19 protein-coding genes and 1 pseudogene are annotated in these 21,743 nt (G+C 50.0%); 15 read left to right on the forward strand and 5 right to left on the reverse strand.

Going from position 1 to position 21,743, the window contains the following annotated elements; genetic code table 11:
- Window positions 1-20 precede the first annotated feature (20 nt).
- A complete protein-coding gene (locus tag EJL91_RS09565; RefSeq protein WP_125141705.1) occupies window positions 21-518 on the reverse strand; it encodes a hypothetical protein in 498 nt (165 codons plus the stop codon).
- Between the two features lie 265 nt (window positions 519-783).
- Between EJL91_RS09565 and EJL91_RS09570 the strand changes: the two genes are divergently transcribed.
- The 3 genes and pseudogenes from EJL91_RS09570 to EJL91_RS25365 all read left to right on the forward strand — a co-directional run.
- On the forward strand, window positions 784-2,190 hold the full coding sequence (locus EJL91_RS09570) for an MATE family efflux transporter (RefSeq protein WP_125141706.1): 1,407 nt from the start codon (window positions 784-786) through the stop codon (window positions 2,188-2,190).
- 49 nt (window positions 2,191-2,239) lie between these two features.
- Window positions 2,240-3,481 (forward strand): DUF4026 domain-containing protein, encoded by a 1,242-nt coding sequence (locus EJL91_RS09575; RefSeq protein ID WP_125141707.1) that lies wholly within the window; start codon window positions 2,240-2,242, stop codon window positions 3,479-3,481.
- 12 nt (window positions 3,482-3,493) lie between these two features.
- A pseudogene (locus tag EJL91_RS25365) lies at window positions 3,494-3,667 on the forward strand (LysR family transcriptional regulator); the annotation flags it as partial.
- Between the two features lie 31 nt (window positions 3,668-3,698).
- On the opposite strand, the gene EJL91_RS09585 reads toward EJL91_RS25365, so the two are convergent.
- The 4 genes from EJL91_RS09585 to EJL91_RS09600 all read right to left on the reverse strand — a co-directional run bounded on the left by EJL91_RS09585 (window position 3,699) and on the right by EJL91_RS09600 (window position 9,665).
- Window positions 3,699-4,799: an alginate O-acetyltransferase AlgX-related protein gene (locus EJL91_RS09585; RefSeq protein ID WP_125141709.1), complete on the reverse strand. Its 1,101-nt coding sequence runs from the start codon at window positions 4,797-4,799 to the stop codon at window positions 3,699-3,701.
- A 37-nt stretch (window positions 4,800-4,836) separates the two neighbouring features.
- A complete protein-coding gene (locus EJL91_RS09590; RefSeq protein WP_125141710.1) occupies window positions 4,837-6,249 on the reverse strand; it encodes an MBOAT family O-acyltransferase in 1,413 nt (470 codons plus the stop codon).
- An 83-nt stretch (window positions 6,250-6,332) separates the two neighbouring features.
- Window positions 6,333-8,798, reverse strand: a complete 2,466-nt coding sequence (locus EJL91_RS09595; protein ID WP_125141711.1) for a sensor histidine kinase — start codon at window positions 8,796-8,798, stop codon at window positions 6,333-6,335.
- Window positions 8,799-8,969: 171 nt separating this feature from the next.
- Window positions 8,970-9,665 (reverse strand): response regulator transcription factor, encoded by a 696-nt coding sequence (locus EJL91_RS09600; RefSeq protein WP_125141712.1) that lies wholly within the window; start codon window positions 9,663-9,665, stop codon window positions 8,970-8,972.
- A gap of 812 nt (window positions 9,666-10,477) precedes the next feature.
- Between EJL91_RS09600 and EJL91_RS24550 the strand changes: the two genes are divergently transcribed.
- The 12 genes from EJL91_RS24550 to EJL91_RS09655 all read left to right on the forward strand — a co-directional run bounded on the left by EJL91_RS24550 (window position 10,478) and on the right by EJL91_RS09655 (window position 21,654).
- Window positions 10,478-10,630 (forward strand): hypothetical protein, encoded by a 153-nt coding sequence (locus EJL91_RS24550; protein WP_164516795.1) that lies wholly within the window; start codon window positions 10,478-10,480, stop codon window positions 10,628-10,630.
- Between the two features lie 121 nt (window positions 10,631-10,751).
- Window positions 10,752-11,714 (forward strand): beta-ketoacyl-ACP synthase III, encoded by a 963-nt coding sequence (locus EJL91_RS09605; protein WP_125141713.1) that lies wholly within the window; start codon window positions 10,752-10,754, stop codon window positions 11,712-11,714.
- Window positions 11,715-11,809: 95 nt separating this feature from the next.
- The gene (gene acpP, locus EJL91_RS09610; protein WP_125141714.1) at window positions 11,810-12,043 is read left to right on the forward strand and encodes an acyl carrier protein; all 234 of its coding nucleotides are present in this window, start codon (window positions 11,810-11,812) and stop codon (window positions 12,041-12,043) included.
- The gene (gene fabK, locus EJL91_RS09615; RefSeq protein ID WP_125141715.1) at window positions 12,043-12,969 is read left to right on the forward strand and encodes an enoyl-[acyl-carrier-protein] reductase FabK; all 927 of its coding nucleotides are present in this window, start codon (window positions 12,043-12,045) and stop codon (window positions 12,967-12,969) included. Before acpP ends, fabK begins: the two co-directional genes overlap by 1 nt.
- A gap of 166 nt (window positions 12,970-13,135) precedes the next feature.
- Window positions 13,136-14,062 carry an ACP S-malonyltransferase gene (gene fabD / locus EJL91_RS09620; protein ID WP_125141716.1) on the forward strand — a complete coding sequence of 309 codons (927 nt, stop codon included), beginning with the start codon at window positions 13,136-13,138 and terminating at the stop codon, window positions 14,060-14,062.
- Window positions 14,056-14,796 (forward strand): 3-oxoacyl-[acyl-carrier-protein] reductase, encoded by a 741-nt coding sequence (fabG, locus tag EJL91_RS09625; RefSeq protein WP_125141717.1) that lies wholly within the window; start codon window positions 14,056-14,058, stop codon window positions 14,794-14,796. Before fabD ends, fabG begins: the two co-directional genes overlap by 7 nt.
- 41 nt (window positions 14,797-14,837) lie before the next feature.
- Window positions 14,838-16,073, forward strand: a complete 1,236-nt coding sequence (gene fabF / locus EJL91_RS09630) for a beta-ketoacyl-ACP synthase II (protein ID WP_423243442.1) — start codon at window positions 14,838-14,840, stop codon at window positions 16,071-16,073.
- Window positions 16,074-16,192: 119 nt separating this feature from the next.
- Window positions 16,193-16,699, forward strand: coding sequence for an acetyl-CoA carboxylase biotin carboxyl carrier protein (gene accB, locus EJL91_RS09635; RefSeq protein ID WP_125141719.1), 507 nt, complete (start codon window positions 16,193-16,195; stop codon window positions 16,697-16,699).
- Between the two features lie 55 nt (window positions 16,700-16,754).
- Window positions 16,755-17,177, forward strand: a complete 423-nt coding sequence (gene fabZ, locus EJL91_RS09640; RefSeq protein WP_125141720.1) for a 3-hydroxyacyl-ACP dehydratase FabZ — start codon at window positions 16,755-16,757, stop codon at window positions 17,175-17,177.
- A 10-nt stretch (window positions 17,178-17,187) separates the two neighbouring features.
- Window positions 17,188-18,540 carry an acetyl-CoA carboxylase biotin carboxylase subunit gene (locus EJL91_RS09645; protein ID WP_125141721.1) on the forward strand — a complete coding sequence of 451 codons (1,353 nt, stop codon included), beginning with the start codon at window positions 17,188-17,190 and terminating at the stop codon, window positions 18,538-18,540.
- Between the two features lie 51 nt (window positions 18,541-18,591).
- A complete protein-coding gene (gene accD / locus EJL91_RS09650) occupies window positions 18,592-20,415 on the forward strand; it encodes an acetyl-CoA carboxylase, carboxyltransferase subunit beta (RefSeq protein ID WP_125141722.1) in 1,824 nt (607 codons plus the stop codon).
- Window positions 20,416-20,487: 72 nt separating this feature from the next.
- Window positions 20,488-21,654 carry an NAD(P)H-dependent flavin oxidoreductase gene (locus tag EJL91_RS09655; protein WP_243125296.1) on the forward strand — a complete coding sequence of 389 codons (1,167 nt, stop codon included), beginning with the start codon at window positions 20,488-20,490 and terminating at the stop codon, window positions 21,652-21,654.
- Window positions 21,655-21,743 lie beyond the last annotated feature (89 nt).

A 21,743-nucleotide genomic window follows, 5' to 3' on the forward strand; every position in this document is an offset into this window, starting at 1 on the left:
TAACGCCGAAACTCCCTGCATTATAAGTCTGCTGCGGTTTCAGACGGAGCTTCGGCAGCGGGCTCCTTATCGGAGCTGAGATAATCAAACTGTTTCATATTGATGTCCGTAAAGGCCAGATCAAATTTAAACGTGATGTTGTCTCCCCTGAACTCAATGCGCCCTGCGCCTTCTTCCAGTCCGATTATAGTATCAAATTTTACCTTTTTCTGGTGCGAACGGCTGGTGTCCAGTATTACGACGTCCTCATTTTCTGGGGTCACATATACAATTTGAACATCTCCGGACAGAGAACTCAGCCTGCCTTTAAATGTTACCTCTGTATTTTCCGAGGGCGTAATGTACAGAATATCAGAAGTACCGTTCACTTTTGCTTTACCAGTGAGCGTATATTTGGCGTCCTCGCCCTTTGCCGTAAAATCGTTGTAGTAACTACCGGCGCTGAGCGTAAGGCCGCTGCAGGACGTAAGGCCAATAAACAGGATGATGCAGGAAATGGACATAATAATGTTTTTCATATTGGGGGCTCCTTTCTGGTGCGGGAAAAGCAGAGGGCGGATAAATACTGCTTAATTATTTTAACGAGGTAAGGCGGAATTTTCCTTCATGATTGTATTATGAGCGGAAATCATAGCGTCGAATCATATAAAATACCAGAAAAACAGAATCGGTTGTAAATTTATTTTAGCCGTGTTACACTATGATTTATCAGGTCTTTTCGGGGCATAATAGGAAAAACGGTGTGGATGATGACAACTAGACAAGGATACAGGAGATGGCGCAATGGCAGCGGAAGATAAGACAGGAATAAAGAAAAAGAATGATATGATGACAGGACATCCGGGAAGGAGCCTGTTGTTTTTTGCCCTTCCGATGATACTCGGCAATCTTTTCCAGCAGTTTTATAATATAGTCGATTCAATCGTAGTGGGAAAGTTCGTCAGCGAGGAAGCGCTGGCCTCGGTCGGAGCCTCCTACGCAATTACCAACGTTTTTATTGCAGTCGCTATAGGCGGAGGCGTGGGAAGCGCTGTGATTATATCCCAATTTTTGGGAGCCGGAAGAAGCGGCAAGATGAAAACGGCGGTTTCCACTACACTTATCAATTTTCTCATTATCAGCCTGCTTTTAGGCACAGTAGGATTCATCGGGAACGACTGGATACTGCATCTTCTAAAGGTACCGGCTAATGTATTCGACGACGCAGCCGCCTATCTGAGAATTTATTTTATCGGCCTGCCTTTTCTTTTTATGTATAATGTGCAGGCGTCCGTATTCAATTCCCTGGGCGATTCGCGCACGCCGCTGTATCTGCTGATTTTCTCATCACTTCTGAATATCGTGCTGGATCTGGTGTTTGTCATCCGGTTCGGATTAGGCGTGAGGGGCGTGGCCTATGCCACTCTGATTGCTCAGGGCATATCAGCCATAATTTCCTTTGGGCTTCTGCTCCGGAAGATTAAAAAATATCCCCATGAACGGAGGGAATTCCATTTTTACGACGGAAAAATGCTGCACTCCATGACCAGGGTCGCGATTCCGTCGATATTGCAGCAGTCGATTGTCAATATGGGAATTCTTCTGGTCCAGTCGGTGGTCAATACATTCGGTTCGGCCGTTATGGCCGGTTATTCGGCAGGAACCAGGATAGAATCTCTGGCAATCGTTCCGATGACGGCGGTCGGCAACGCCATGTCGACGTTTACGGCCCAGAATATGGGAGCCGGCAATGTAAAACGGGTCAAAGAAGGTTACCGCTTCTGCTATATTATACTTGGATGTTTTGCCGTGATACTGTGCGTATCCATCCAGCTTTTCGGACATTCCTTTGTGTCTGCCTTCCTGGATGCGGATGCCAGCAGCGCAGCGTTTGAGACAGGAATGTCTTACTCGGACTTTATATCGTTTTTCTTTATTTTCATAGGTCTCAAGATGACGACTGACGGACTTCTCCGCGGGTCGGGCGATGTTGTGGCTTTTACAATTGCAAATCTCGCCAACTTGAGTATCCGGGTGTTTGTCGCCAATTATTTTGCTCCAAGGTACGGGGTGGCGTTCGTATGGTATGCCGTGCCAATCGGTTGGGCGGTTAACTATATAATTTCTTTTTCCTGGTATCTGACCGGCCACTGGAGCCGGATACGGCTGGTTGGCAGGAAAGGCGCTGAAGCCCGCGGCAGCGAAGGATAGCAGTGAGTCACGGCAGGTTATTACAAATGAGAAGAACAGGAGGTATAACATGAAGGAAAAATCGTACATGCTGGCAATACCAGGGCATCAGGAGCCGGAAGGAAGAATGGAGGTGCTGGGAAGACTTAAGAATGCACCCGATTTCCGAGTGATTACGGCGGATATGGAAGAGGAAGGCAGCATCGGGCTGACGGCGGAATATGGCGGCAGCCGATACAGGAGCCTGATTTATCCGACGGACTTTGAGCTGCCGGAATTCTACCGCTGCCAGCATCTTTTTCCAGATGTGGATATAGAGGCGATGCAGAGAGCCGAAGGCGGCCTGGCGGTGGAGATGATGTTCGGGGAAGACGCCCTCGCGTCCTACCATCTTCAGTTAAAGATTATTCATGCCATTCTTCCGGACGCCGTAGCGGTTTTGGATGACAGCTCGGAAAAGATTCTTTCCGGCCACTGGGTGTCTCTGGCCGCCGTATCCTCCGTGCCTCCGGCGCCGCGTTATATTTACACGGCCCAGGCTGTATCCGGGGATGAGCCGGTAGTCTGGCTCCATACGCACGGACTGAACCGCTGCGGTATCTCGGAACTGGAAATCCTTAATTCTACCAAGGAAACCTACAACAGCCATTACAATGTCCTGGAGACAATGGCAAACCGCCTGTTGGAACTGGAGGAGCCGCTGGAACCGAAAGAACCGCTGTACCTTGCCAGACTGACCGACCGGGCAGCGCTGATGACGACGCTGGTTCCCTGGGAAGAGGCGGTCGATCTGTATGACGATGATATGCTGGGAGGAAAAGACGATAGAACCGAAGGACATAATGGGAATACCAGCGCCATCTTTACATATAAGACAAAAGACGATTATGAGGCGGGAAAATACTCCCCGATTTCCATATACGATGAAATTCTCGAGAAGAATCCTATCTATTGGATTTCTACATCTGAGACAGAGCGGATGAAAGCGCTGGCGGCCGAGCGGGCCTCCTATATGCTCCGGTCCCTTTCGGATAAGGAAAACCATATACTGATCAAGATTGGTCTCACAATTGACGATGAGTATCAGGAGGAGAACAATACCAAAGAACATATCTGGTTTGAACTGCTTGAAGCAAAAGACGGAAAACTCACGGGCAAACTGACACAGGAGCCGTATTACGTGAGCGGTATGCATCAGGATGATATTGGGACTTATACGCTTAATGATTTAACGGACTGGATCATCTTCACGCCAAAGCGGAGAATTACGCCGGATGATGTGTATATCATGGATTTGGAAGAGAAAGAGTAAAAGGTAATTGCTATGGAATTTTTGCAGATCAGCGCCTTCGTCAGCCTGTCCCAGTCCCTGCATATGCCCCTGACGGCCCAGGAACTGAACACTACCCAGTCCCATATCAGCAAGCTTCTGTCTTCGCTGGAAGCGGAACTGGGAGTAAAACTTTTTGACCGGGTGGGACGGGGGATAGTCTTGAATGAGCATGGAAAGCTGCTATCCATGCTCCTGTTTAAAACGCCCCGGGCGCCAGTTTCATCATGTCTTCAGGAATTCTGCCCTGTTCCCGCTCCACCACCTCGTAAACGACCACATCCGGTTTATATTCCTCCAGCATGGAGGCGTCGAAGGCCTGCCAGTGGTAGAAATCCGTATACTGAAAATATTTGTTCAACGTCTGTGAAAGCGAGTATCCGAAGGAATCGCGGTACACTGCGATCCGGCGCGGATCGGGCGCTCCCGGTGTGACCAGGTGGGTGATGTTGCCGTCTCCGTTTACGTCCTCCCTGGTTGTTTCCAGTTCATCATAGTAACCGCTTATGGCAGCAAAGGTGTCGTCGGTTCGCGATGCGGGCATGTGGAACAGTTTTCCCAGATCCCCGACACCGGAAGGGAGATAGGATACGGTCACATCATCTATGGATACCGGAGTGCCATCCAGCGCCTCGATCAGCATCTGGTTTGTCACAAAACCGGCTGCATCGTTCCAATGCGTGTCGGTCTTAAAATACCACTTATACTCTCTGCTTTCCTTAAAACAGGGCGCCGGATCAATTACCGTTACATTACTGTGCTCCTTAATATAGGAAATCAACTCCTCGGAACGCGTGGGAGAACTGAGCTGACGGCAGCTGTCGGGAAGGTATTCCCTGTATACAGATTCCTTGCTGGGCGGGAGTACGAGCAGAAATTCGATCCCCTGCGATTCAAAATAGTCGGCCGCCGTCTGGATGTGTGCGGTGATTGATTCCAGAATAGGCTGCGGATAACGGTTGATGCCAAGACAGTCGGCTATGGACGAACCGGCTGTATAGAAATACCATCCGTCTTTTCCCTTCAGTACCTGCGTGGAATCGGGATAATCGAACAGATCCAGATTCAGTCTGGAGTTGAGAGACAGAAAACGGTTCCGGAAGGCGGCATGGTCATTGATATAGCTGTCCATCTGGGAGGGAATGTGTTCCAGATTCTCAGCGGACAACACCGGAAACTCTGCAAGCGCACGGTTCTCATCACTTCCGGCGTCCGATTCATTTTTCATAAGTGGGAACAGCAGGTTGGGTGCCAGAAGGCACAGCCAGAACCCGGCAATCATTATGATCTTTTTGTTCATAAACAAAACTCCTTATATCAGAACTTATCCGAATTAATCAGAACTGGAAATAAATAAACGCGGTATAGGTGCTGCTTACAACGACCATAGTGGACAGGAATAAGAGCACGATCATCACGGCAATATCTCCAAAGGATACAGATTCTTCATCAAAAATACGGGCCTTAAACCGGGGGAAAAGAGCCTGCACCGGTCCGCACAGGAGAATCCCCAGGGCGGAGAGGAACAGAATCTTGTTGTTGGCAAAAAGCCCGGCATTCCAGAGACCGCGGGTGGGGCGGATCATAGCTTTGGCCAGGTCGAGGGCAAAGGTCATGCTGGGAGCACGGAACAGGAGCCAGCCGAAGACGACCACGATCATCGCATACAAATGGTTAAGAAACTTAAGAGGGTTTTTATCCAGCAGCTTTTTCAGCCAGAGCCGTTCCGACAGGATAAAAATACCGTGGTAGATTCCCCAGATAATAAACGTCATGCTTGCGCCGTGCCAGAGGCCGGTTGCCAGAAATACGATAAAGAGGTTTACACAGGTTCTCGAAAGTCCTTTCCGGTTGCCGCCGAGAGGGATATACAGATAGTCCCTGAACCAGGTTGACAGGGAGATATGCCACCGCCTCCAGAATTCGGTAATGGAAGAGGAGAGGTAGGGGTAATTAAAGTTTTCCTCATAGTAAAACCCGAAAATCCTTCCCAGCCCGATTGCCATGTCCGAATAACCGGAAAAGTCGTAGTATATCTGAAGAGTGTATAAAATCACAGCCAGCCAGGCGGTGACGGTACCCATCTGATCCGACGGAACTCCCATAATATAGTCGACGGATTGGCCGAATGTATTAGCCAGCAGAACTTTCTTTGCAAGGCCGTATACAAACCGTTTTATTCCGTAAAACTGCATGGAAAGCGTTTCCGTGCGCTCCGTAAGCTGTCCGGCAATCTGGTGGTATTTTACAATAGGGCCCGACAGAATCTGTGGGAACAGGAAGATGTAAAGCGCCATGTGAAACAGATTTTTCTGTGCCGGGCGTTTGCCGCGGTAGACGTCGACCACATAGGAGATGGCCTGGAAGGTGTAAAAAGAGATGCCGAGGGGAAGGACAATATTCCTCAGAGGGAAAAGTTCCGTTCCGGTAAGGCGTCCCACCGTTGTTACAAAGAAATTATAGTATTTAAAATACCCGAGGATCCCCAGGGTAATCACGGCAAATACCGCCACGGTCAGTTTCTTAAGACCTGTGCGGCTGCCTGCGGCATCCAGGCACAGTCCGGCCGTATAGCACAAAAAGACTGTAAGGAGCACTAAAAGCAGATAACGCGGTCCGCCCCATCCGTAGAAGATGAGGCTGGCCGCGAAAAGGACAATATTTTTAGCATTCCTGCCTGGAACCAGGTAGTAGAGAAACGCCGTGGCCGGCAGGAAAAACCAAAGAAATACAAGGGAACTGAATAACATAATAATACCGCCTTTTGTATATTATCTCAGGATGTTTTTGTTATGGGTTGTCTGTAAAGAACCGTGGCCGGTTGGTTACCGCTTCAGCTTCTGTCCTCAGAGCTGGATTCGGCTGGAACAGATGAAATTTCTACTGCAGGAGCAGATGTCTTAACAGTGTCTGCCGATGCAACCGGTGTCTTAGCCGGTTTTATAGGCTTTGGCTTTTCCTTTACATCAAATGCCAACTGTACTTTAAACAGATCACCGTCAATGTAAATTTCAAAACTGCCTTTCTGGAGCTCCGTCAGACTCTTGGCAATGGACAGGCCCAGTCCGCTTCCCTCCGTCGCTCTGGCTACGTCGCCGCGTACAAAACGCTCCGTCAGCTCATCACCGCGGATATTCAATGGATTGGCCGAAATATTTTTAATAGTAAATACAACCTGTGGTGGAAGAATCAATCCCTCCTCGTTAATCCGCAGATTGTCCTTCGTGATATCAATGTAAATTCGGCTGTTTTCCATTGCATACTTAAACGCGTTGTTATAGAGGTTTTCCAAAACGCGCCACAGTCTGCGTCCGTCGGCTTCTATCAGCAGTGTTTCCTCAGGAGCGGTGGTGATGAGTTCCAGGTGCCTGCTGGCAAATTTCTCTTCAAACTCCCCGTTTGTCTGATAGACCAGCTCAATAAAGTCGATATCGCTTATTTCCAGTTTCAAATTGCCAGAACTGGCCTTCGACGCTTCCACCAGATCTTCCGTCAGCGTCTTCAGACGGTTGGATTTCTGTTCCAAAACGTCCAGATAGCGGAGGATTTTTTCATCCTGGATATTTTCACGCCGGATCAGTCCGACATAATTAATAATAGAAGTCAGGGGTGTTTTTATATCATGGGATACATTCGTAATCAAATCTGTCTTCAAGCGCTCGCTCTTGACCTTTTCCTGAAGCGCGGACTCCAGGCCAAGGCTGATATTGTTGATATTGGCCGCCAGTTCGAATTCCCTGCCGTCAAAATCATCCAGATTTACCTGATAGCTCGTCTCACCGGCCGCCAGGCGTTCTATGGCCGTGCTGATCATATCGTGTTCCACTGCATGTTTAAACAGCAGGTAGAAAATCCAGAGATTAAATGCAACGCATGCAAGAATCACCATTCCCGTCAGGAGGTAAATGGCAGTCTTGCTCAGGTAAATTCTGTCCCACAAAAACCATGCAAGGCTGATGAGGGAGGTGTTGATGGCTGCGTAGGCCAGGAAACTGACAACCATACGGCTTGTAAAGCTCTGTCCGGTAAAAAAGATAGACATGCGCTCGCTCCACCGATAAATAAAACTTCCGGTCCAGATGGTTCCGGCCTTATATCTTCTGAGCAGGCTGAAGAACAGAAGCAGCGCTCCCAGATAGAAGACTGCCGTATAAAGCACGCGTTCCGACAGCGCCCAGGATTCCTCCGGCAGCACCAGATGGGCAATCCGCACAAGGGCCAGACGGCAGAAGGCGAAGCCTGCAATGGTTAAGAGGGAGAACATGACAATGCCTGTCTCCGTGCTCGTTCTGTCAAATCCGTGCAGGGTGATGGTCTTGTCACCGGCATTTTTGTGCCCTGATACCTTGAGCAGGAACAGGAGCGTGAGCAGGGCGATCATACCTCCGGTCACCAGGAGGACAAATCCGCTGATATAGTAGTGCTGCATGCTCCGAAAGGCGTCCCGGTTATTCGAATAGACATCCTGCACCGGATAGGTGGTATCCACTCCGGCCAGCAGATAAAATGTATTCGTATTATAAGGATTGTTCGCCGCCAAGGCGGACACGGTATTTAACGCAATTGATTTCAGGTTTGTATCATAGAATACGGAGTTTCCCGGAAGGTATGCATATTTGCCGTATGTTTTTAACGTGTCTGAAGTCAAATCACGATCGTTGGCATAAACGGTCGCTCTTTTTGTGCTGGATTCATCGTCATAATATTCCACCTTAAAATGCAGGTTGCTGGGATTGACCAGCAGCCGGTTGTAAGTGGAATAATACTGGTGAAGCATTTCCATAATCTCAAGTGAAACCTCTTCCAGGGAAGCTCTGCGCGTTCCGGGGATAAGGTAACTGTAATGTTTTTCAGGCTCACTGGCTGCCCAGTCGATGTAGCCTTCCCTGGTTCTGGCGTCGATAGCCGGTGTGGAGACTTTTGTGCACTGAAAATCTTCATTCATCTGGTAGCCCATGGACTGTAGATAGGAAATGATATCCGCCAGGCTGAAGCTCTCCGTCTCGTTTGGGCCAAAGGTCATCTGCAGCATCTCCTTGGAAACATCGATGGCCCCGCCGCTCTCAAACGTGGAATTGTATTCAATGTACTGGAAAATGTCATTCAAATCACGGTTAAACTGTCTTGTAAATTCATCGGTATCCTCATAAGCCATATTCTGGACACGCGTGATGCCGACGCCAAAGTTATCATTCAGATACATGGTGCCGATGCCCGCGAACATAACAGTCAGGAAAATGAGGTGCAGGACGCTGGCGATAAGCTTCTGGGCCTGCATGGATAGTCGCGAATATTTCATATTATTTATCACCTGTTTTCTGCATTAGAGGATGAAAGACAGCCGTCTCAGACGACTGCTGTTTCTCGATTAATCAGCCGATACCTGCTGTTTCTCAGTCAATCAGAGGACGCCTGCTGTTCCTCAGTCACTTAGCCGACGTCGGCTGCTTCTCAATCAATTAGCGGACGCTTACTGCTTCTCAATCTTGTAGCCGACGCCCCACACTACCTTGAGGTAACGCGGTTCTCTGGGGTTAATCTCAATTTTCTCCCGGATGTGACGGATATGCACAGCCACCGTATTGTCGGCTCCAATAGCCTCCTCATTCCAGATTTCTTCATAAATCTGGTCGATAGAGAAGACCTTCCCTGCATTCTTGACGAGCAGGAGAAGGATATTGTATTCAATCGGTGTCAGTTTAATCAGATCGCCGTCCACAGTCACTTCCTTATTTTCATCGTTGATCAGGAGGCCGCCGCATTTGAAAATATGGCCGCCGGCCTGGGTGTTCATATTGCCGAGCTGGGTGTAGCGGCGAAGCTGGGATTTCACCCTTGCCACCAGTTCCAGCGGATTAAACGGTTTTGTGATATAGTCGTCGGCCCCGATATTAAGTCCCAGAATCTTATCGGCGTCCTCAGACTTTGCGGACAGGATAATAATCGGGATACTGCTGGTTTCACGCACCTTAAGAGTCGTCCTGATACCATCCAGGCCCGGCATCATCACATCTATAATCATCAGGTTTACATTGTGGGACTGTAAAAGTTCCAGCGCCTCGAACCCGTCGTAGGCCTTAATCACCTCAAAACCTTCCCCGGTGAGGTAAATATCGATCGCTTCCACAATTTGTTTATCATCATCACAGACAAGAATACTCTGCATAAGTAAACCTCCTTCTCCATTCTCATTATCGGTAAAAAAGCATAGTTTTTTTCATTATACAACGAAAATGGATAAAAAGGGTATTACTTTTTCTTAAGCTTTTTTCGGGGAGGGGGAATTAGTTGAGATGTGAGGACGCCTCTGTAAGACGGCGGACGGGGGAGTGGGTGGTCGTGTATGAGTCTTCAGTCCCGGTTTGAAGGTTGTGGTGAGGGGGAATCCAGGAGAAAAAATTCCTGCGGGGACTCGCTCCCGCTTGTGGAATGCGCAGCGGATGCTAGATTCGACAAGACCTCATCAAGCACCGGCGGATTCCAAGGTCCCCTTCGGAAAGTTTTCTCCTTCCTTCCCCGGGCAGGTTGTCGGCGGGACTGAAGACTCAGCGAAGGTTATTGCCCCGCCCACCGGCTTCAGGGGCTGATTGTCTCTTTCGTCAAGTGCGGCGATGGTATTGTCGCGGCCACAATATAGTCGTAACTATTTTACATTCTGACTACATCCTGGGCTGCATAAAAAGAGTATCATAATAAACACTCTAAGATTCTAAGTTTACATAGTCTCATAGTGAACAGGATGTAGTTTTCAGGCATCCTTAGGCATCCTGAGAAACGTAGTGGCAGCGACAAGCGCCTCCCCCATTGAAGGAATAGGACAGATCAGCCGCCGCAGGCCGGGGGCTGGGCAGCTGTCTGGGCTGAGTCTTTTGTCCCGGTCATAACCTTCCTGCGGGGGAAGAAGGGAGAAAAAGATTCCGGAGGGAACCTGGGAGTTCATCGGCACTTACCGAGGTCTTTTCGAGGTTAGTGACCGTTATGTACTCCAACGAGCGCAAGCGTTTCCCGGAGGAACTTTTTCTGCCCGGATTCCCCGCCCGCGACCACCTGACGCCCGGGACGAAAGGCTCATCGATTCCTCTCACCACCCCGGCCCCTGGCCTGACGGCGGCGTCCTCATTTCTCAACTAAATCCCCATATTCGACACCGTTTCGCGAAAACTTATTCTTGACAAACAGAAGGAGATTGGATACACTGTGAATAGTTTGAATATCAAAGCATTTAATACCAAAAGTAAATCGGGGATAAAATATGACTTCAAGAATAATCGGAACCGGCTCATATCTGCCGGAAAATATTGTTACAAATACAGATTTAACAGAGTATATCGACACAAGCGACGAGTGGATCCGCGAGAGGAGCGGAATCTGTTTCCGCCGGATTTCCACTGAGGAGGGCACATCGGCCCTGGCGGTCCAGGCGGCTCAGAGAGCCATCGAGAATGCGGGCATCGCCCCGGAGGAGATTGAAATCATCGTTCTGGCTACTTCCTCACCGGACAGGAGCTTTCCCAGCGCGGCGACGGACGTGCAGGCGGCGGTTGGGGCGCTGAACGCGGTAGCGTTTGATATCAGCGCGGCTTGCTCCGGATTTATCTATGCCATGCACATTGTACAGGGATTTATCCAGTCAGGCATTTACAAGACAGGCCTGGTGATTGGCGCCGAGACACTCGGAAAGGTACTTGACTGGACGGACAGGGGAACCTGCTTCCTGTTCGGCGACGGAGCCGGAGCCGCAGTAGTGAGGGCCGATGAGAAAGGCCTGATAGACACCCTGGTAGGCAGCGACGGGAGAAAAGGCTGGGTACTGGAATGCCAGTCCAGAAGTCTCGGCAACTGCCTGACAAAGGTTAAACCGGAACTCGGTTTTATGAAGATGGATGGTCAGGAGGTCTTCAAATTCGCGGTCCGCAAGGTGCCGGAGATTACGAAGCAGATTATGGAAGATAATGGTCTGGTTCAGGAGGATATCCGCTATTTTGTGCTTCATCAGGCGAATATCCGTATCCTGGAGGCTGTTTCCAGAAGACTAAAGATTCCGATGGAAAAGATACCCGTCAACCTGGATCAGTACGGCAATACATCCGCAGCATCGATTCCGGTACTCTTAGACGAGATGAACCGGGACGGCCGTTTACAGCGCGGTGACAAGATTGTTTTATCGGGCTTCGGCGCGGGACTCACCTGGGGAGCCATGCTTCTGGAATGGTAAGGTAAAAGGCCTCGGACCGGCCAGGCCGGCTGAATGGCTTTATAATAAAGAAACAATATTAAAAAATAAGAAATAGTAAAAGGAGACAAAGAGCTATGTTAGAAAGAATGAAAGAGATGATTGCAGACCAGTTAAGCGTAGATGCGGAGAGCATTACAGAGGTTTCCACATTTAAAGAGGATCTTGGCGCAGATTCACTGGATCTGTTCGAGCTTGTAATGGCGCTCGAAGATGAATACTCCGTTGAAATTCCGGCAGAAGACTTACAGAATCTCTTAACCGTTGGCGACGTAATGAACTATTTAAAAGAAAAAGGTGTTGAGGCATAATGAAAACAAGAGTGACAGAACTCTTAGGGATTGAATACCCGATTATCCAGGGCGGAATGGCCTGGGTGGCAGAACATAATCTGGCGGCGGCTGTTTCAGAGGCAGGCGGTCTTGGACTCATCGGAGGAGCAAGCGCTCCTGGAGAAGTAATCCGTGATGAGATCAGAAAAGCCAGAGCATTGACGAATAAGCCCTTCGGCGTAAATATTATGTTGATGAGCCCCTATGCCGATGAAGTGGCAAAGGTGGTTGTGGAGGAAGGCGTCAAGGTTGTTACAACCGGAGCCGGAAACCCGGGCAAATATATGGAAATGTGGAAGAACGCAGGAATTAAGGTAATTCCTGTGGTTGCTTCCGTGGCCCTTGCCAGAATGATGGAAAAGGGCGGAGCCGATGCGGTAGTGGCAGAGGGCACAGAGTCCGGCGGCCATATCGGCGACCAGACAACGATGAGCCTGGTTCCCCAGGTAGTGGACGCCGTTTCCATCCCGGTGATTGCAGCCGGAGGAATCGCAGACGGCAGAGGAATCGCAGCGGCATTTATGCTGGGCGCCGAAGCAGTCCAGATGGGAACCCGCTTTGTAGTGGCCAAGGAATCTATTGCCCATCAGAACTACAAAGACAGGATTATTAAGGCTAAGGACATCGATACGGCGGTTACGGGACGCAGCCATGGCCATCCCGTGAGAGGCCTTAGAAATAAGATGACCAGGGAATATATCAAACTTGAGCAGGAAGGAAAGTCCTTCGAGGAACTGGAATACCTGACCATGGGCTCCCTCAGGAATGCCGTAATGGAAGGTGATATCATGACCGGAACTGTTATGGCCGGCCAGATTGCAGGAATGGTAAAGAAAGAACAGACCTGTAAAGAGATGATCGATGAGATGATGGCTGAGACAGAAAAACTGCTGGGAAGAAAATAAAGATGAGAAGCACGCTCCGGGGCCTTTTCCCGCCGTCTGATGAGAAGACGGCGGAAGAAAATGTACAGAGCGGCTTTTTACCGCCCGGACGCCGGAGATAAGGTGAAGGGGCGGATGGGAAATCAGTAAAAAGTAAGTAAGTATAAGTTGGGAGCGAGGTAACGCTATGAGCAAAATTGCATTTATTTTCCCGGGACAGGGAGCGCAGGCCTGTGGTATGGGTCAGGATTTTTATGAGCAGACGAACGACGCAAAAGAGATTTTTGACAGGGCATCCGAAATACTCGGATTTTCCATGCAGGAGCTCTGCTTTGAAAAAAATGACAGACTGGATATCACGGAGTACACACAGCCGGCTATGGTTACGGCCAGCATCGCTATGATGAAGGTTTTCATGGAGCGGACGGGGATCAAACCCGATGTGGCGGCCGGTTTAAGTCTGGGAGAATACCCTGCAATGGTAGCGGCAGGCGTTATGTCAACTGAAGACGCAATCCGGACAGTAAGGCAGAGAGGAATCCTGATGCAGGAGGCGGTTCCGGCGGGAGTCGGGGCTATGTCTGCCGTACTGGCCATGGATGCGGAGAAAATTGAAGAAGTGATTGCCGATATCAGCGGCGTTCAGATTGCCAACTACAACTGCCCGGGCCAGATTGTAATATCCGGTAAAAAAGAGGCGGTTGAAGAAGCGGCGGAAAAATTAAAAGCGGCTGGAGCCAAGAGGGTTCTTCCGTTAAATGTAAGCGGTCCGTTCCACTCCTATCTGCTGGAAGAAGCAGGGGAGAAGTTATACGGAGTGCTTAAAGAGGTGGAAGTACATACGCCGGTTATCCCTTATGTGGCCAATGTGACAGCGGAATACGTCACGGACAGCCGGGAAGTGAAAACGCTCCTTAAGAAACAGGTATCATCATCGGTGCGCTGGGAGCAGAGTATCAGAAAGATGCTGGAAGACGGAGTGGATACATTTATAGAGATTGGGCCGGGCAGGACATTGACCGGTTTCATGAAGAAAATCGATAGAAACGTGAAAGCGATGAATATAGAAAAACTGGAAGACATTGAGAAGGTAAAGGAGGCGTTAGGATGTTAAACGGTAAAATTGCAGTTGTGACGGGCGCCAGCCGCGGAATCGGCAGACAGATTGCCCTGACCATGGCAAAAGAAGGCGCAACCGTAATTGTTAATTATAACGGCTCCGCTGCAAAAGCAGAGGAAGTGGTAAAGGAAATCTGTGAGGCAGGCGGCCAGGCGGAGGCGGTTCAGTGCAACGTGTCCGACTACGCAAAGGCGGAGGAATTCCTCAAATATGTCATTGGAAAATATAAGAGAATCGATATTCTGGTAAACAATGCGGGAATCACAAAAGATAACCTGCTGATGAAGATGAGTGAAGAGGAATTCGATTCTGTAATTGATATCAACTTAAAGGGTGCATTTAACTGTGTGAAACACGTGTCCCGCCAGATGTTAAAGCAGAAGGGCGGACGTATTATCAATATTTCTTCCGTATCGGGCGTAATGGGCAATGCGGGCCAGGCAAATTACTGCGCATCCAAGGCAGGCGTGATTGGGCTTACAAAGTCGGTGGCGAGAGAGCTGGGAAGCCGCGGCATTACAGTCAATGCAATCGCACCGGGATTTATTGAAACAGAGATGACGGATGTACTCCCGGACAGTGTAAAAGAGACAATGGGAGCGCAGATACCGTTAAAGAAATTCGGAAAAACAGAGGATGTGGCGAATATGGCGGCATTTCTGGCATCCGATAAGGCGGGATACATTACAGGCCAGGTTATCTGCGTAGACGGCGGAATGGCAATGTAGGTTTTCAGGTATAGCGAGAAAGGCGGTCGGATATGAGCAATATGACAAGAGTAGTTGTAACAGGAATGGGTGCCATCACCCCAATCGGCAATGATGTGGAGTCCTTCTGGGAAGGGCTGAAAGAGAAGAAAATCGGCTTTGGGCCAATCACATATTTTGACACAACAGATTATAAGGCAAAGGTAGCCGCCCAGGTAAAGGATTTCAATGCGAAAGACTATATGGACCCAAAGGCAGCCAGGAGAATGGAGACTTTTTCCCAGTATGCGGTAGCAGCGGCCTCACAGGCAATCAAACAGGCTGGACTGGATATGGAAAAAGAGGATCCCTATAAGGTGGGCATCAGCATCGGCTCCGGTATCGGCAGCCTACAGGCAATCGAGAGAGAATATACAAAACTTCAGACCAAGGGTCCGGGCCGCGTTAATCCGCTGCTCGTTCCGCTTATGATCAGCAACATGGCGACAGGCAACGTCTCTATCCAGTTCGGGTTAAAAGGCAAGAGCATCAACGTGGTAACTGCCTGTGCAACGGGAACACACTCCATCGGTGAGGCGTACCGCTCCATCCAGCACGGCGAGGCCGATGTGATGGTGGCAGGCGGAGCCGAGGCCTGTATCACACCTCTCGGCGTGGCGGGATTTACCGCTTTGACCGCTCTTTCCTCCAATGAGGATCCGCAGACGGCGTCCAGACCGTTTGACAAAGACCGCGACGGGTTTGTCATGGGAGAAGGCTCCGGCGTGGTAGTTCTGGAATCACTGGAACATGCACAGAAGAGAGGGGCGATTATTCTGGCCGAGTTGGTCGGATACGGCTCCACCAGCGATGCATTCCATATCACTTCCCCTGCAGAGGACGGAAGCGGCGCCGCGAAGGCAATGGAATTTGCAATGAATGACGCCGGCATTAAACCGGAGCAGATCGATTATGTCAACGCTCACGGAACAAGCACCCACCACAATGACCTTTTTGAGACAATGGCCATCAAGCTGGCGCTTGGCGAACATGCATATAAAGTAAAAGTGAATTCTACCAAATCCATGGTCGGCCATCTTCTGGGTGCGGCAGGCGGAGTGGAGTTTATCACCTGCGTGAAATCCGTTATGGAAAATTATATCCACGCAACGGCAGGTTTAAAAGAAGCCGACGAGGGCTGCGACCTGGACTACACCATGGGTGAGGGCGTATCGACGGACGTTAATTACGCCATCAGCAATTCCCTGGGCTTTGGCGGTCATAACGCCAGCCTGATTGTAAAGAAATTTGAGGCATAGAATCTTCCCGGAATAGAAGAAATCAGGAATATGATACAGGATATGCCCGTCCGGCGGCAGAGATACGCCTGACGGAGACGGATATAAATCAGAGATGCAGAGATAGAATGAGGTTCAATATGGAAATAAATGATATTATAAAGTTAATCGAGGCAGTTTCCGAACACGGCCTTACAAGCTTTGTCCTGGAGGAGAATGGTTCCAAGGTCTCCATGAAAAAAGAAAAAGAGATTGTCACCGTATCTGCGCCTGCGGTCCAGACCGTAATGGCTCCCGGAACGGCAATGTCCCAGGATGCAGCGCTTTCCGGGCTGGCGGTACAGCCTGTATTTACAGCCGCCGAGGCAGTGCAGAGTACGGGCGCGGCAGCCCAGCCGGGGGCCATTGGTTCCGATAAGGTTGTGACATCCCCGCTTGTGGGAACGTTCTACAATTCACCGTCACCCGAGGCAGGCGCATTTGTCGGCGTAGGCGATACGGTGAAGAAGGGCCAGGTGCTTGGAATTATCGAAGCAATGAAGCTGATGAATGAGATCGAGAGCGAATATGACGGCATTGTGGAGGCGGTTCTCGTAGACAATGAAGAAGTTGTGGAGTACGGCCAGCCGTTGTTCAGGATTAAATAAACAGAACGAACGGAATAAATGATTCACGGGCATTGTCTCGGAAAGAAGGTAAAACATGTTAGGAATCAAAGAAATCCAGGAAATCATTCCTCACCGTCATCCGTTCCTCCTCATCGACTGTATTGAGGAAGTGACACCGGGTGAAGGCGCGGTAGGCTATAAATCAGTTACTTATAATGAGCCGTTTTTTGCAGGCCATTTTCCCCAGGAACCGGTTATGCCGGGCGTGTTAATCGTAGAAGCGCTGGCACAGGTCGGTGCGGTGGCTATCTTAAGCCAGGAAGAGAATAAAGGCAAGGTCGCTTATTTTGGGGCTATCAACAGCGCAAAATTTAAGAAAAAGGTAATTCCGGGCGATAAACTCAAGCTGGAATGCCATATTATCAAGCGCAAAGGGCCGGTGGGAATCGGCAGCGCAACCGCAACGGTGGACGGCAAGGTTGCCGTTGCAGCGGAATTAACATTTATGATTGGATAGGTGAGGGCCGATGTTTAATAAGATTTTGATCGCAAACCGGGGAGAGATCGCAGTTCGGATCATCCGGGCCTGCAGGGAAATGGGAATAAAAACGGTAGCTGTTTATTCGGAAGCCGACAGGGATGCGCTCCATACATTTCTGGCCGATGAGGCCATCTGTATCGGACCGGCTGCATCTACGGAAAGCTATCTGGATATGGAGAGAATTATCTCCGCCACCGTGGCGATGAAAGCGGATGCGATTCATCCGGGCTTTGGTTTTCTCTCTGAGAATGCCCGCTTTGCAGAGCTGTGCGAAAAGTGCAATATTAAATTTATCGGGCCGTCCGCAGAGATTATCCATAAGATGGGCAACAAGTCGGAAGCCAGAAAGACCATGATGGAGGCCGGAGTTCCGGTTGTTCCGGGCAGCAAGGAGCCTGTTTTTACAGCAGCGGAAGGGCTTAAGATGGCAGAGACCATCGGTTTTCCTGTCATGATCAAGGCGTCCTCCGGAGGAGGCGGAAAGGGAATGAGAATTTCCCGGGGAGCGGATGATTTTGAGGCTAACTTTAACCAGGCCCAGATGGAATCTGTCAAAGGTTTTTCTGACGATACCATGTACATCGAAAAATATATAGAACAGCCAAGGCATATCGAGTTCCAGATTCTGGCCGATTCATACGGGAATGTGGTTCACCTGGGCGAGCGCGACTGCTCGATCCAGAGAAGACACCAGAAGGTATTGGAAGAATCACCTTCCGTCGCCATCTCGGCCGACTTAAGGAAACGGATGGGTGAAACCGCAATCAAAGCGGCGGAGGCCGTAGGCTATGTCAATGCGGGAACCATCGAATTCCTGCTGGATAAGAGCAAAGAGTTCTATTTTATGGAAATGAATACCCGTATCCAGGTGGAGCATCCGGTCACGGAAGCGGTCACGGATATGGATTTAATAAAGGAACAGATTAAGATCGCGGCGGGAGAGAAACTTTCCTTTACCCAGGAAGACGTGGTCATCCGAGGCCATGCCATCGAATGCCGGATTAATGCGGAGAATCCTGAAAAGAATTTTATGCCGTGCCCGGGACGCATTACCAACGTCCATGTGCCGGGAGGAAGAGGAGTCAGGATTGACACCGCCATTTACAATGATTACATGGTTCCGCCGAACTATGATTCCATGCTCTTAAAGCTTATCGTATACGATAAAGACAGGGAGTCCGCCATTGCCAAGATGCGCAGCGCCCTGGGCGAGCTGATCATCGAGGGAATCGAGACCAACCTGGATTTCCAGTATGAAATCATGAGCAGTGAGGCCTACCAGAGCGGGGAGGTTGACACGGACTTTATTCCGCGTTATTTCCCTCAGTACTGTAAATAGTAACAATAAAAGTGCAAACAAAAATTTCCGTCTAAGAAGGGGAGAATGCCTATGTTAAGAGATATGTTTAAGAAAACGTATACCTTAATCGATACAAAATATGCGGACAGGAACGGGGAAGACCAGCCGGAAAACGGGGAAGAACCCAATATCCCGAAAGGATTATGGCGCAAATGCAATAAATGCGGCCGTCCGATTTATACAGAGGATGTTAAGAACAATTTTTATGTCTGCCCCAAGTGCAGCGGTTATTTCCGTATCCATGCCCACAGGCGTATTGAAATGCTCATAGACGAAGGAACCTTCGAGGAATGGGATAAGGAAATGGAATTTGTAAATCCTCTCGGTTTCCCGGGATATGAGAAGAAGATCGGGGCTGCGAAGGAGAAATCGGGCCTCAATGAAGCCGTCGTTACGGGCCAGGGAAAGATTTACGGACAGGATACCGTGATTGCGGTCTGTGATTCCAGATTCCTGATGAGCAGCATGGGCCACAATGTGGGTGAGAAAATCACCAGAGCCGTGGAACGCGCTACCTGCGCAAAGCTTCCGGTCATTATCTTTGCCGCTTCGGGCGGAGCCAGGATGCAGGAAGGGCTTGTTTCCCTGATGCAGATGGCGAAGACTTCGGCTGCCCTCAAGCGCCACCACGATGCGGGCCAGCTCTATGTCAGCGTCCTGACCGATCCGACAACGGGAGGCGTAACGGCCAGTTTTGCCATGCTGGGTGACATTATCCTTGCCGAGCCGGGAGCCCTGATTGGTTTTGCAGGCCCAAGGGTAATTGAGCAGACAATCCGCCAGAAACTGCCGGAAGGATTTCAGAGAGCGGAATTTTTACTGGAACACGGCTTTGTGGATCGCATTGTAGAGCGTAAAGACCAGAAAGAGGCGCTTGCGCGGATTCTCCGGATGCACAGCGGAAAGAAGAGCTGGCAAAAGGATATGGACGAAGACGAGCGTAAACGCGAGACGGCGGCCAGAATCTGCGCCAGGGAGGCGGCAGGCCTTGCAGCGGGAAAACCGAGGGGACCGATTGCGCCGTTCTCGGGCGAGATGAGGATGAAGACGCTTGATAAGATAACGAACCGGCAGCAGGATGCATGGGAGACGGTGCTGAAGTCCAGAAGCGGCGATCGCCTTGTGGCCAGTGACTATATCCGTGTTTTATTTGACAATTTTATGGAAATGCACGGTGACCGCTATTACGGCGACGACGGCGCGGTGCTTGGCGGTATTGCAACCTTCTACGGTATGCCGGTGACGGTAATCGGACAGGAGAAAGGCAAAACCACCAAAGATAACCTGAAGTGCAACTTCGGAATGCCCTCCCCGGAAGGTTACAGAAAGGCGCTCCGCCTGATGAAACAGGCAGAGAAATTTAACCGTCCGATCATCTGCTTTGTAGACACGCCGGGAGCGTTCTGCGGACTGGAAGCGGAGGAAAGAGGACAGGGCGAAGCTATCGCAAGAAACCTGTATGAAATGTCTGATTTAAAGGTTCCGATTTTGACTATTGTAATCGGCGAAGGCGGAAGCGGCGGGGCGCTGGGCCTGGCCGTAGCTAATGAAGTGTGGATGATGGAAAACTCCGTTTACTCCGTCCTGTCACCGGAGGGATTTGCTTCGATTCTCTGGAAAGACAGCAAGAGGGCAAGTGAGGCGGCGAAAGTGATGAAGATGACGGCCAGGGATCTTTATGAGCTTGGACTTGTGGAGCGCATCATAGCCGAGGATCTGCCTGCTACTGCAGAGACTGTGGAGATAGTCGGGGAAATCATCGACCGTCATATGAGAGAGTTCTTTAAAACCTGCGAAATCATGACCCCTGAAGAGATAATCAGTCAGAGATACGACAGGTTCAGAGGATTTTAAGTTACTGCTGCGGGTACAGTTAACAGGTGATACCTTGTTACCGTTTATTAGAAACAGGATAGGAGACATAGAATGTGTAATTTAAAACCGTTGAAAATAGGAGAGCTGACGGCAAAACTTCCTATTATTCAGGGCGGGATGGGAGTAGGCATCAGCCTCTCTTCTCTGGCGGGAGCCGTGGCAAAGGAAGGCGGAGTGGGAATTATATCCACAGCACAGATTGGCTTTCGGGAGCCGGATTTTGCCGAGGATTCCCAGGCGGCCAACTTAAGGGCCATCGGAACGGAATTTAAGAAGGCGAGAGAAATATCGCCGGACGGGATTATAGGATTCAACATCATGGTTGCCACCCGCAATTATGCCGAGTACGTGAAGGCGGCGGTAAAGGCGGGAGCTAATCTGATTATTTCCGGAGCGGGGCTTCCCATCAACCTTCCGGAGTATGTAAGAGGTTCCGCGACAAAGATCGCGCCGATCGTTTCTTCCGTAAAATCTGCCATGGTCATCTGCAAGATGTGGGACAGGAAATATAAGACGGCTCCGGATCTGGTAGTGGTGGAGGGACCTCTGGCAGGCGGCCATCTTGGTTTTGACCGGGATAAACTTCATGATCTGGGAGCCGACACGGAACATGCAGCAGATACATTCAAAAAGGCTGAGTATGATGACGAGATCAGGGGGATTATCGCCCTCGTCAAAGAATACGCACAGAAATATGAAAAAGAGATCCCGGTAGTAACAGCAGGGGGCATTTATTCCCATGAGGATGTAATGCACCAGCTTGAACTGGGAGCCGACGGTGTCCAGGTCGCCACGCGCTTTGTGACCACGGAAGAGTGTGATGCGCCGATGGCATATAAGCAGGCCTATCTGGATGCAAAGGAAGAGGATATCATCATCGTTAAGAGCCCGGTCGGAATGCCCGGTCGTGCGATCAGAAACCACTTCCTGAAAGAAGTGGAAAAAGGGAAGCAGGCGATTACCCACTGTTACCGCTGCCTGGAGAAATGTGATCAGGCGAAGATACCATACTGCATTACAAAGGCCCTTGTCAATGCGGTGAGCGGTGATGAGGAGAATGCCCTGATTTTCTGCGGAAGCAATGCATGGAGAGCCGATAAGATAGTGACGGTGCATGAGGTGATGCAGGAGCTGTATGTCGGCCAGAAGGCCGGAGCCATAACGGAGCAGTTTCGGCGGGGCGGACTGATGGTTCAGCCGCTGGACGTACTTAGCTGAAAAAGTCAAACGGTGCAGGGACGGATTATGCTTTACCAGAGCGAAATCTGTCCCTGTACCGTTTGGCTTTTTTTTGGCTGAATCACTCC

This window comes from Clostridium transplantifaecale (assembly GCF_900626075.1).
GTDB classification, from domain to species: domain Bacteria; phylum Bacillota; class Clostridia; order Lachnospirales; family Lachnospiraceae; genus Otoolea; species Otoolea transplantifaecalis.

Bases quoted from the DNA above. Each gene is read 5' to 3' on its own strand.
- EJL91_RS09595 (WP_125141711.1), bottom strand. From the start codon at position 8,798: ATGAAATATTCGCGACTATCCATGCAGGCCCAGAAGCTTATCGCCAGC.
- accD (WP_125141722.1), top strand. From the start codon at position 18,592: ATGTTAAGAGATATGTTTAAGAAAACGTATACCTTAATCGATACAAAA.
- fabD (WP_125141716.1), top strand. From the start codon at position 13,136: ATGAGCAAAATTGCATTTATTTTCCCGGGACAGGGAGCGCAGGCCTGT.
- EJL91_RS09575 (WP_125141707.1), top strand. From the start codon at position 2,240: ATGAAGGAAAAATCGTACATGCTGGCAATACCAGGGCATCAGGAGCCG.
- fabZ (WP_125141720.1), top strand. From the start codon at position 16,755: ATGTTAGGAATCAAAGAAATCCAGGAAATCATTCCTCACCGTCATCCG.
- EJL91_RS09565 (WP_125141705.1), bottom strand. From the start codon at position 518: ATGAAAAACATTATTATGTCCATTTCCTGCATCATCCTGTTTATTGGC.
- fabF (WP_423243442.1), top strand. From the start codon at position 14,838: ATGACAAGAGTAGTTGTAACAGGAATGGGTGCCATCACCCCAATCGGC.
- fabK (WP_125141715.1), top strand. From the start codon at position 12,043: ATGAAAACAAGAGTGACAGAACTCTTAGGGATTGAATACCCGATTATC.
- accB (WP_125141719.1), top strand. From the start codon at position 16,193: ATGGAAATAAATGATATTATAAAGTTAATCGAGGCAGTTTCCGAACAC.
- EJL91_RS09590 (WP_125141710.1), bottom strand. From the start codon at position 6,249: ATGTTATTCAGTTCCCTTGTATTTCTTTGGTTTTTCCTGCCGGCCACG.
- EJL91_RS09645 (WP_125141721.1), top strand. From the start codon at position 17,188: ATGTTTAATAAGATTTTGATCGCAAACCGGGGAGAGATCGCAGTTCGG.
- EJL91_RS09655 (WP_243125296.1), top strand. From the start codon at position 20,488: ATGTGTAATTTAAAACCGTTGAAAATAGGAGAGCTGACGGCAAAACTT.
- EJL91_RS24550 (WP_164516795.1), top strand. From the start codon at position 10,478: ATGTACTCCAACGAGCGCAAGCGTTTCCCGGAGGAACTTTTTCTGCCC.
- acpP (WP_125141714.1), top strand. From the start codon at position 11,810: ATGTTAGAAAGAATGAAAGAGATGATTGCAGACCAGTTAAGCGTAGAT.
- EJL91_RS09600 (WP_125141712.1), bottom strand. From the start codon at position 9,665: ATGCAGAGTATTCTTGTCTGTGATGATGATAAACAAATTGTGGAAGCG.
- EJL91_RS09585 (WP_125141709.1), bottom strand. From the start codon at position 4,799: ATGAACAAAAAGATCATAATGATTGCCGGGTTCTGGCTGTGCCTTCTG.
- EJL91_RS09605 (WP_125141713.1), top strand. From the start codon at position 10,752: ATGACTTCAAGAATAATCGGAACCGGCTCATATCTGCCGGAAAATATT.
- fabG (WP_125141717.1), top strand. From the start codon at position 14,056: ATGTTAAACGGTAAAATTGCAGTTGTGACGGGCGCCAGCCGCGGAATC.
- EJL91_RS09570 (WP_125141706.1), top strand. From the start codon at position 784: ATGGCAGCGGAAGATAAGACAGGAATAAAGAAAAAGAATGATATGATG.